The sequence below is a fragment of the Cytophagia bacterium CHB2 genome, assembly GCA_030263535.1.
GTDB lineage: Bacteria > Zhuqueibacterota > Zhuqueibacteria > Zhuqueibacterales > Zhuqueibacteraceae > Coneutiohabitans.
This window is the reverse complement of sequence record SZPB01000247.1, coordinates 1-9793: the sequence shown is the minus strand read 5'-3', so window position 1 is coordinate 9793 and position 9793 is coordinate 1. Positions and strand designations below refer to the sequence as shown.

The 9793-nt window shown below is 55.0% G+C and carries 5 protein-coding genes; all 5 read left to right on the top strand.

The window, feature by feature from the left end:
* The first annotated feature begins 534 nt into the window (after positions 1 to 534).
* The 5 genes from FBQ85_20595 (at position 535) to FBQ85_20575 (ending at position 9575) form a co-directional block, all read left to right on the top strand.
* Positions 535 to 3120, top strand: coding sequence for a PEGA domain-containing protein (locus FBQ85_20595; protein MDL1877537.1), 2586 nt, complete (start codon positions 535 to 537; stop codon positions 3118 to 3120).
* A gap of 2 nt (positions 3121 to 3122) precedes the next feature.
* Positions 3123 to 4061, top strand: coding sequence for a hypothetical protein (locus tag FBQ85_20590; GenBank protein MDL1877536.1), 939 nt, complete (start codon positions 3123 to 3125; stop codon positions 4059 to 4061).
* A 21-nt stretch (positions 4062 to 4082) separates the two neighbouring features.
* Positions 4083 to 6053: a serine/threonine-protein kinase PknK gene (locus FBQ85_20585; GenBank protein MDL1877535.1), complete on the top strand. Its 1971-nt coding sequence runs from the start codon at positions 4083 to 4085 to the stop codon at positions 6051 to 6053.
* A gap of 323 nt (positions 6054 to 6376) precedes the next feature.
* Positions 6377 to 8203, top strand: coding sequence for an adenylate/guanylate cyclase domain-containing protein (locus tag FBQ85_20580; GenBank protein MDL1877534.1), 1827 nt, complete (start codon positions 6377 to 6379; stop codon positions 8201 to 8203).
* 367 nt (positions 8204 to 8570) lie between these two features.
* Positions 8571 to 9575 (top strand): hypothetical protein, encoded by a 1005-nt coding sequence (locus tag FBQ85_20575; GenBank protein ID MDL1877533.1) that lies wholly within the window; start codon positions 8571 to 8573, stop codon positions 9573 to 9575.
* Positions 9576 to 9793 lie beyond the last annotated feature (218 nt).

Here is a 9793-nt window from a genome sequence, read left to right as displayed (position 1 = left end):
GCGCAAAGTGACGCACTGGAAGAACAGCAATCAGCGTCAACGTTGGCTGGCCTCCGCGCTGCTGGAAATCGAGCCGAATCTCCGGCGCGTGAAAGGCTATCGTCACTTGGCGCAGTTGCAAAAAGCGTTGCAGCGCGATTTAAAACTTGCGCCATAGCCCCACCGCCCGCCCGCGGGCGGTGGGGCGAGCAGGAGCCATCAAAAATTTCAACTAAAAAAAGGATTGACTCCGTTGTTCATAAAAAACCGCCGCTTTGGCGAGGAAGAAATTGCCATCGGCGTCGTTGCGGGTAAGGTTATCTTCGTCATTCCAGTTTTGGATATTTGGACCGGCGACAGTATTCTGCCGGACGGCCCCGGCAGCCCGATGTTGCCGCGTCCCGAAGTGTTTTAATCGAAGGAATAATGTCATGCTGCGTCCCGTGGCTTCGCAGAGAAACGCTTGCATCTTGCCGCAGGCCGGTTATATTATATCCGCTTTAAAAGCAGGAAGCGGGGTCCTCATTCGCACGGACAAATCGAATCCGGTTGTACATGAATGCTTCGAGGTCGGGCATGCAGCAACAGGCTTTCGAACCGATCTATCCCAATCCCTTTATCGCCGGCAATCCCGTGCGCAGCCGGGAGATGTTCTTCGGCCGCGAAGACGAGTTCCGTTTCATCGCCCGCGCGCTCGAAGACGGGCGCAAAACCGCATTGATCGTGCTCTTCGGCGAGCGGCGCAGCGGCAAATCTTCCATCCTCTATCAAATTCTCAACCGCCGGCTAGGCGAAGCGTTCCTGCCGTTTTTCATCGACACCCAGATCATGGCCGGCGTCGCCGGCGACACGGAATTTTTCAGCCGCATCATCACGGATTTTTGCAAACAACTCCAGAACGACGGCCTGCCCGCCGGGCGCTATCTGGCAATGATGAAGGAAAGCACGGCCACCAACGTCTTCCGCGAGTTTCTGCAAGATTTGAAAAGCCATGTTTCCGGCCGCGCCCTGTTGGTGCTTATCGACGAATACGAGAATCTTGAAGTCAAAATCAAGGAAGGCAGCCTTTCCCGCCATGTTTTGAAATTTTTTGCCGGCCTGCTCGAAACCGACATGGTGTCTTTCGTTTTCACCGGTTCGCAAACGCTGGAAGCGCACGATCATGTGTTGTGGGGTGAGGAGTTGTTTCGCAAAGCCATGTCGCGCAAGATCGGTTTCTTAACCAAGGACGATACCACCCGCCTGATCACGCAGCCGGTGCAGGGTAAAGTCGCGTTTGCGCCGGAAGCAGTGGCGCACATTTACGCACTCACCGCTGGCCAGCCGTTTTACACGCAGATGATTTGCCAGGAGCTGGTTTATCATTTGAACGAGGAGCAAAAGTACGAGGTGACGGCGGAGGATGTCGAAAAAGTCGTGGCCGGCATCCTGGAGAACCCGCCGCCGCAGCTTTTGTTCAACTGGGGCGAGCACTCTGCCGAACGCAAGCTGGCGCTGTCTGCGCTGGCGGAGTTTTCGGTAACGCCGGAAACGTTTCTCTCGGCCCCGGAGCTTTGCCGGAAAATCGCGCGCTCCAAACTGAAACTCGATCTGGACGCGAATTTTTTCAACGCCGAGTTCTCCAGCCTTTTTCAGGAGGAATATCTCACGCAGAAAGAACGGCAGTATGCTTTCCGTTTCGATCTTTACCGGCAATGGGTGCGTCACGATCACAACATCTGGCAGGTGCAGAAAGAAATCGGGCCGGCCCGGCTCGCGCAGATCACTAAAACCGCACAGGTCAAAAAAGAGAAGAAAAAAAAGGCGTTAAAGATTCTCGAGCGCACGCTGGAAGCCGGACTGGCGCTGGGAGTGATTTGGCTGGTGGCCTGGCTTATCCTGGAGAGAAAGCGGACGGTGATCGTACAAGCCAACGGCGGCCCGTTCTCGCTGTGGGTTGACGGCGATTCATTGGGCGCGACCACCGGCCAGCCGGATTCCACGCGCTTCGAAATTCCGGACGGCTGGGCTGCGATCAAAAATGATATTTTTGCCCTGGGCTCATCCCGCAGCCGGAGGCCGGGTTTCAAGCATAGCTTGACCCGTGATGAAACGTATACGTTTACCGCGCAGCTTATCGCTTCCAATGAGGCGCGGGTAAAATCCGAGACGATCAGGAAAGACGGCCACCTGGTGCATTTCGATTTCACCGCCGACACTTTGACCGTGATCACGGACGCCGCAAGCGCGGAGATTCAATTGGGCGGCGGTTCCAATCAAATTGCACAGAGCCAACCGGAGGCTTGGCAACATACGTTTTATGTTTGCGCCGGTGACTATGTCTTGCGCGCCAAAGATTTGCAAACCGGAGAAGAAAAAAGACTCATCGTGAGCGTTCCCGCAGAGTCGAAGCTCATCAAAATCGATTTCGATAGCGTAGCCGTGCTCACGCTCACGAGCAACGTTTATCCCTTCGAGTATCAATATTCGCTTGACGATGCCCGTCGGCCGCGCAGCGAACCGGCGGCGGCGCGCGCGGATTCGATCCTGCTGTTGCGCGGCGTGCCGGTGGGCGCTTATGACTTCACATTTATCAACCCGGCGACGGATGAAAAATTAATCCGCATGCTTCACGTTGCCAATGATACCTCGGTTTCGGTTGAATTCAAAAGGAAGAAGCCGCCGGTAATAAAGAGGCCGGAAGTTGTCGTTGAAGAACCGCCGACCGGTTCAGCGGCGCGAATGGTGGACATCGCATCTGATCCTCCCGGCGCGCGCATTTTTGTCGACGGCAGGGAGCAGGGCATTACACCGAGGCCGGTTCCGCTGTCCGACAGGCATCATGTGATCAAATTGTCGAAGGATGGTTATGCCGATCATAGCCGTTCGATAATGCCTGGTGACAATTCACCAATCCACTTTACTTTGACGCCGCAATACGGCCATCTCCGTTTGGTGGTGCAGGATGAATTGGGCCGGTCGCTGCCGGATGTCCGGGTTTTTATCGACAACGAATACCTGGGAGAAACGCCGCTCAACGAAATCAAGCTGCTGGCCAGCCGCCATTCCCTGCGCCTGTATCGCGGCAGCGCCCGAAAAGATACAGCCGTCGTTATCCCGAGAGACGATACGTCGAAGGTGACCCTCAAAATGATGAAATGATCATGAATCCTTTTCTGCTCCGATCTCGATGGCGCCGGCGGCTTTTGCAATTCGTGCTCGCCGGCGCAGTGCTGGCGGGCGCCGACGAGGCGATTGCGCAAGCGGAGAAAAAGCTCGACAAAAATGTGCGCCAGTATTTGTCGTTTGACAATCTCTCCGAACCGGTGCAAGCGCGGATCGGCGCGGCCATCGATCATTATGACAATGGCGAGTATGTGCGAGCGATTGCGGTTTTGCAAACTATTCTCGCGGGAACGGGCAAAGACAAGCCCAAGAGCGCTCTCCGCGCCTGGACCTGCCAATGGCTGGCATTGAATTATTTTGCGCTGAAAGACAGCAGCGCCGCGGTACAAAAATACGTCGAGCGCTCCCTGGACGCCGACGTCGAAATTTGGCGCGAATACGCGGAGCCGACCCGGATGTCGCGGGATTTACACGAGCTTTATCGCGCGCATTGGGACGGCTTGCAGCAAGCGTTCGATAAAAAACATAAAGCCATTCGTCTCGGGCTCGGATCGATCTCGCGGCTGGATTTCAGTTATCGATTCCGGTTTTTCGAAATTATGGCCGGCGTCGGCGCCCCGATCGTGGTGGATAATGAAAACATCGCTTTCAAACAGTTGTTGATTTATACGAGATTTCAACGCTTGCGCAGAGCCATCGAACGGCTCTCACCGGGATTTTATTTCGAATTTGCCCTGTTGGAGGAGGATTTGAGCCGGGACAATATCAAGACGCTTCATTTTGGCGAAGTGATCAGTGCGGGAATCGTCATGGCCTATCCGCACAAAACGGGTATGGAAATCGGCGGCAGCTTCGAATTGGCGCGGCTTTTTTTCAAGCAGGATAACAATCTTTCTTTCAACCAAACGAAACGCATCGGCAACACGGCATTTTTGTCTTATGGAAACTTTGAGATTTATCTTCGCAAATGGTTTTGAACCGCGTTTCCGGTTTCGCTTATGATCGGCAACGTCATCTCACATTATCGCATCCTCGAGCTGCTGGGCCCCGGCGGCATGGCCGAGGTTTACAAAGCGCAGGATCTCAAGCTGCCGCGCTTTGCCGCGCTCAAATTCTTGAAAGCAGACCTGCATGCCAGGTTAGAAGAAAGAAAGCGTTTTATGCAGGAGGCCGTTGCCATCACCAAGCTCGATCACGCCAACGTCTGCACGATCTACGAAATCGGTGAAACGGAAAGCGGCCAAATGTTCATTGCCATGGCCTATTACGACGGCGGCAGCTTGAAAGGCCGGATCAAGCCTGAAGGCCTGCCTGCGCTCGAGGCCGTAAACATCGCGATACAAATCGCGCAAGGCCTGGCCAAAGCGCACGAATGCGGCATCATTCATCGCGATCTCAAACCCGCCAACGTTATGTTCACCGCCGACGGCATCGCCAAAATCGTGGACTTCGGGCTGGCGAAGCTGGCCGATGCCCAGCGGCTGACGCCGACGGCAACAACGGTCGGCACGCCCGCCTACATGTCGCCGGAACAGGCGCGCATGCTGGAAGTGGATGCACGCAGCGATATTTGGTCGCTGGGCATCATTCTCTACGAGATGCTCGCCGGCCGCATTCCGTTTCGCGGCGAATATTATTTGGAGCTGATGTATGCCGTCGTCCACGAAGAGCCGGAGCCTTTGCAAAAGCATGTTGCCAACCTGCCGCCGAGACTTTACGATATTGTCGCTCGTGTACTTGCCAAATCGCCTGAAGAACGTTATGCCTCGATGAATGATATGCTGGAAGAATTGCTCGATCTGAAAAATGCCCTGGAAACGAACGCCGGCGACGAGCGGGCGGTTTTGCGGCACAGCGGGGTTTTGCCGGCGGATTTTGCGCTCAAGCTGCGCCGTTTGATCGAAGAAAAGCTGGCGCTGGCAGAAGCACCGGCGCCGGTTCACGCGGACAATCCCTATCTCAATCGGGTAAAAATCCAGAATCCGGATGAGTTTTACGGCCGCAGCGCGGAGTTGAGCCGCATTTACGAGCGCATCAAGGCCGGTCGGCCGCAGAGCGTCTCAGTCGTCGGCGTACGCCGCATCGGCAAATCCTCGGTGTTGAGCGCAATTCACCATCCGCGCAACCGCGTCAAATATTTGCCCGCGCCGCAGGAATATGTTTTTGCGAAAATGGATTTGCAGGAAAAGCGCAACGTCGAGCCGGCCGAGCTGCTGCATTACATTTTTACCGCGTTGCAGGATGAATTCAGCGGCCGGCTCAAGCTCGACGTCAAACCCGATTACGAAGGCTTGAAAGAAGTGGTGCACGCGTTTCAAGACGCGGGCCTCAAACTGATTTTCCTGTGGGATGAGTTCGAATGCGTGACCCGCAATCCCAAAGTCGGTCCGGAATTTTATGCTTATTTCCGCGCGCTGGCCAACAATTTCAACGTGGCTTACCTCACCACTTCCTCCGCGCAACTGCAAAGCCTGTGTCACACCAAGGAAATTGCGGATTCGCCGTTTTTTAACATCTTCACCAATTTGAATCTCGGCCCGTTCAAGCTCGAAGAGGCGAAACAACTCATCGCCGAGCCTTCGGCCCGGGCGGGAAAGCCGCTGGCCGGGCACACGGATTTCGTGCTGGAGCTGGCCGGGCATTTTCCGATCTTCATTCAAATGGTTTGCGCCGTTTTATTTTCCGGAGAAATACGCGATAAAGCGGCCTATCGAAAAATGAAAGAAGCCTTTTTGGAAGAAGCGCAGCCGCATTTTCAGGAGTATTGGGAAAAATTCGAGGAATCCGAAAAAGCCGTGGTGATGGCCCTGGCGCGAAACAAAAAACCGCCGCGCGAACATGCGTTTGCGATGAAGGATCTCGCACAAGCCGGTTTCGTGTTGAATGGAAAATTGTTTTCACCCGTGTTTGCCGAGTTCGTGCGCGAAGCCGCGCGGCGGCCGGGCCGGTGGTGGCAGAGGTGGGGCTAAAATATTATCACAAGGCGGATGAACCGCAACCAAGAAGAAAAAGCATCACGCAAAGCCGCAAAGTTTCTTCTTTGCGATACCTTTGCGACTCTGCGTCTTAGCGTGAAAGTTTTTGCTTTGAGTGAAATCTTGAATAAAAGGCAGCTCCGCTATAACCACGTCACCGCGTTGGGAATGGAGAGGATCGGTGAGAGTGATTTCGAGCTTTTTCATAGTAGATTTTCCCGCGAAGGTTTTGCAAGCCAATGTGAGAAAAGCGAACAAGGCAACTCCAGAATATAAAACCACGCGCCCAGTTCAAAAAGTTTTTAAGAACAACGACTATGCCAGCGCCATCTTATAAACTTCTCGCCTATCTCGCCGGCCTCAATGTTTCCCGCGCCTTCGCGCTTGAACCGGGCCGCCGTTATCTTTTGGGCAGCGCGGAAATGGAGCCGGATATGCTGGTTTTTCCCGGCGACCGTTCGTTGAGCCGCAGGCAGGCGTGGCTTGAAATCTCCGGCAACAAACTGCGCGTGGAACGCCATGCTCTCGCCAGCCAAAAACTCAATGCCGATGAAGCGGCCGCGGTTTTGGAATTGCATCCCGGCGAAAGCTTCACCGCCGGGAAAACGGTATTCCGGTTTCTCGCCGAAGCGGATGTCGAGCCTCTGCCGGACCGCACGTATGTTTTCTCCTCGAGCGCGATGACGTTCGCCACCGCCAGCCATGAATTCCGCAGCTTTATCACCATCATCGAGAAAATGCCCGGGTTGATGAAGATCAACGAATCCCCCGCGGATTTTCTGCTGGCGTTGTGCCGCACACTGCAAGCCCACATTCCCGGCCTGCACGTTTCGGCCTGGACAATCGAAGCCGGGGACGATGCCGTTTATCCCTCGCCCATTCCCGCGGCGGAATCCATTGAACATAACAACGCCGCGGAGCATCAAAAGCCCAGCCGCCATTTGCTGCAACAGGCGTTGTGCGCGCAGGGCGATGAATGCGCGGTAAGCGTTTGGCATGCCGGCGAGCGGGAAGGCGTCCCGCCCGGGCGGGAGTCGCTGATTTTTTCCGGCGCGCAATGGGCCATGTGCATCGCCATCGCGCTGGCCGAGCGTGAGAATTTTGCATTGTATGCCACCGGCGCGCATGCGCTGCCCGGCGACCAGATCAACGAAGTGCAGCGCCTTTTTGCCGCGCTCGGCGCGATTGCCAAGCAGCATCTGCTCGCCGCGCGTGCGCGCGAGCGCCTCGGCCAGATCGGCCAATTTTTTTCCCCGGCCTTGCGCAAAATTTTATTTGAGGATCTCGTCCGCGCCGATCAAGCCCTGCAGCCGGTTGAAGAAGAAGCCGTGGTTTGCTTTTTCGATCTGCGCGGCTCCTCGCTGTTGGCGGAAGGCCGCGACGTTTACGCCGGCCAAAACGCGGCGCGGCAGCACTTTGCCTTGCTGGAAAGCATCCTGGGCAATGCCGCCAACGTGATCTTCGAAACCGGCGGCATCGTCATCGATTTTCAGGGCGACGGCATCCTGGCGTGCTGGGGCGTTCCGCCCGGCCGGGAAGGCGCGCCCGAGCATCCGGTTGAGCAAGCCTTGCTGGCGGCGCGGCAAATCGTCGAACTGATGGCGGAATACGATTGGCCGGCAATCGTTACCGAAAGCGGCGCAGCGCAACGCTGCGGCGCCGGCATCACCTGCGGCAAAGTACTCGCGGGATTGTTCACAGCTCAGGGCCAAAATCATACGCGCCTCTCGAAATATGCCGTGATTGGCCGGGCCGTAAATCAAGCCGCGCGCCTGGAAGCCCTGACGAAAAAGCTCGGCGTGCCGATTCTCGTTGACGGCAACGTGGCACGCCAGGCCGACAATAAAAAATTTTTATTGCGCCGCATTTGCAACTTGCAGCCCGCCGGCATGCACGAAGTTCTCGCTGTGCATGAGCTGGTTGTTTCCCCACAAGCCGGAGGAACCGGCATCGATGAGAACGGCATCGCGCTTTACGCCGCAGCCCTGGCGCATTTCGAGCATGGCGACTTTGCCGCCGCCGGGATGGCGCTGCGTGAAGCGCCGCAAGATGCTGTTGGCCGTTTTCTTGAGGCGCAGATTACGCAACAGTTTAAAGCGCGCCCATCTCCAACTTGGGATGGAGTGATAAATTTCTCGATATGATGGTGATTTTAAAAACACCTCATTTCGTTTGTGATGTCATTTTTTATTTTTGTGTTTTGCACTTTCGCAAAAAAAAACGGAATTTTTCAGCGGATACGGGGATGATTGTGAATTGACGCCCACTTTCCTCGCACTGCGCCGACAGGCACAGGATGTTCATTTTTTCAAGAAAAGTGAAAACCAAACCCTCCAGCAAATGAACCCTTGTTGCGACTCCGGCGTCAGATAGCATGCAAGGGCTGATGAAAGTGCTGGCGGTATCCGCAACTTTACAGCCATTTCAAAGGGTGGGCGCTATGCCAAGACCAAAGAGTTTCCGCTCGTTCGCCGAGGCTGTGCAATTTTGGGTTGATGAAAAAAATTTGATTTGACCTCCGCGGCACGCGAATTAGGAGTTTCGCTGGCGGAATTGCACAATATTTTGAAAAAGCGCCAATTGCCGAAGCGCGAAACTCTTTTTCACATTGCTAAAGGCATCGGTATCTCCAATACGCATGCCTACATCCTGGCGGAATTAAGTCGACCGGACACGCCCGACAGAATTATTGAACTCCTCAATTTTTATTATGAGAAAACCATTGAAGCGCCGAATTTGAATGTTGAAGAAGTGATCAAAGAGCTTTATCCTCAACTCGACCCGTCCCGCCCAGTTCTCGAGCTTGATGGGAAAATTTTGAAAAAGACCCTGATGATGCTGATTCGCCTCAGGTGGGCAACGGAATACTGGAATATCGCGCAAGGCGTGATTAGCAGTCTGTTGGCGATGCGGGATGAGCATATATTACGATGGTCGATCATGGGACAGGAAGAGTATCTCGGCGCACCCAAAGATTTTGCAAAGATCATGCGGCAATTCGATCGCAACGGCAAGAAGGGCGTCAAGATTGCCTATCTGGACCGCAAGGAATCGCCCCGCGGCTACGTGATGAGCGCCATCAGCTTTCCGCGCGGCCATGGCGCGTTCGAGCCGGGCACAGCCACAACCTATGGTTTTGAGATGGGAATGGTTATTCGCGGCGAAGGCGTGTTTCTGTCGAAGGGCTTGCGAAAAGACGAAGCCTTTTCTGCGCAACCGTTTAAAGAGATGATGACCATCGTTTTTTCCCGCCTGCGCTCGCATTGTATTTTTGTGACCAGCGACAAGCTGGAATTGCTCAACATCCAGATTCCATTTCCCTCCGGCCATTCCGCCAAACTGCCTGTGTCCTTTCGGTTGTCGCGCGACAATGCTCGCATCCTCTACAATGTTCCAACCATGCTGCACACCGAAGGCCGAAACGGCCGGGATCGCGTCACCGAATTCCGTGCGCAAGGCGCGCGCCTGCCGGAGGATTTGGAAAAGCTGGTGCTGTCGCTTGGCCTTGCGGCATAATAGTGAACATGCCGCCGTATCACTCGACTGGCAGGGCGTCACATCAAAGAACGGTTACGGAGAAAAACTATCATGCCTCGCAAACGAATGTGAGTCAATCCTTTTTTTAGTTGAAATTTTTGATGGCTCCTGCTCGCCCCACCGCCCGCCCGCGGGCGGTGGGGCTATGGCGCAAGTTTTAAATCGCGCTGCAACGCTTTTTGCAACTGCGCCAGGTG